Origin of the sequence: Vibrio sp. YT-15 (genome assembly GCF_033337445.1) — a bacterium.
GTDB lineage: Bacteria > Pseudomonadota > Gammaproteobacteria > Enterobacterales > Vibrionaceae > Vibrio > Vibrio alginolyticus.
Map to the genome: position 1 here is coordinate 1 of NZ_JAWOQR010000114.1, position 1,202 is coordinate 1,202.

Annotated in this window: 2 protein-coding genes; both read left to right on the forward strand. The window is 49.8% G+C overall.

Going from position 1 to position 1,202, the window contains the following annotated elements; all coding sequences use genetic code 11:
- The coding region (locus R7D93_RS25655; protein ID WP_318129601.1) for a rhodanese-like domain-containing protein at positions 1-333 on the forward strand (333 nt) is incomplete at its 5' end.
- Between the two features lie 21 nt (positions 334-354).
- Positions 355-1,202: FAD-dependent oxidoreductase (locus tag R7D93_RS25660; protein WP_318129602.1), on the forward strand; the 848-nt coding region annotated here is incomplete at its 3' end.

Genomic DNA, 1,202 nt, shown 5'->3' on the forward strand with positions numbered 1-1,202 from the left:
GACGAGTTCAACGGTGAAGTTGCGGTTTCTGGCGCATACGGTCCGGGCACTATCCCAAGCAGTGTTCACATTAACTGGACCAAAGCGTTGAACGAAGACACAACGCTGAAATCAGCAGAAGAACTGCAAGCCCTTTACGGCGACATCATCAAAGGTAAGAAAGTTATCGCTTACTGCCAGTCTGGTGTTCGTTCTGCCCACACCACCCTGATTCTTACTGAAGTACTAGGTGCAGAAGGCGTTTACAACTACGACGGCTCATGGATCGAGTACAGCCATGCTCACTACGAGCAAAAGAATCCTGAAGTGAACGTTATCAACGGCAAGAGCTAATCAACACGGAAACCGCAGTTAATGAACAATGTAATTTTTAGCCAAAAGCTATACGACACCGCGCAAATAATTGTCGATGGCTGTATGGGTGATGCCGATCCGGCATGTCAAACCGCATGTCCAATGCACACAGACGTAAAACAGTACGTTCGCATGGCTGGTGAAGGGAATTTCCAAGGCGCTTTGGATCTGATCCGTAGCAAACTATTCCTACCTCAAACGCTTGGTCGTATTTGTGCCCACCCTTGTGAAGCGTCTTGTCGTCGTAACACAGAGTTCGGTCAACCAATCAGCGTAGCGGGCATCAAACGCTTCGTCGCAGAAAAACTGGATAACCAAGATCACTGGGACCTTAACATTGCGCCCCTAACCAACAAGCACATCGCGATCGTGGGTGCAGGCCCTGCTGGTGCGCAAGCGGCTATTGAGCTTCGTCGTCAAGGCCACGAAGTAACGATTTACGAAAAGCTAGACGTTTACGGCGGCATGATGCGTGTGGGTATCCCTGAATACCGTCTACCACGCGATGTTATCGATTTCGAATACAGCTACCTAGCGATGCTGGGTATTAAAACTCAGTTTGGCGTTGAGATCGGCAAAGACATTAGCTTCGACACACTGCGCAGCGAGCATGATGCTGTCATTCTGGCTCACGGTGCACACGTCGGTTCGATCATCCCTCTACCGGGTCATGACAACGATGGCGTGTTTTCTGCGGTTGAATACCTAAAAGAGATTTCTGAAACTCGCCAATTTCCACGTGCAGGTAAACGAGTGATGGTTATCGGCGGTGGTGACGTTGCTATGGACTGTGCGCGCTCTTCATGGCGTATCGGTGCAAGCGACGTTTACCAATGTTCACTTGAGAG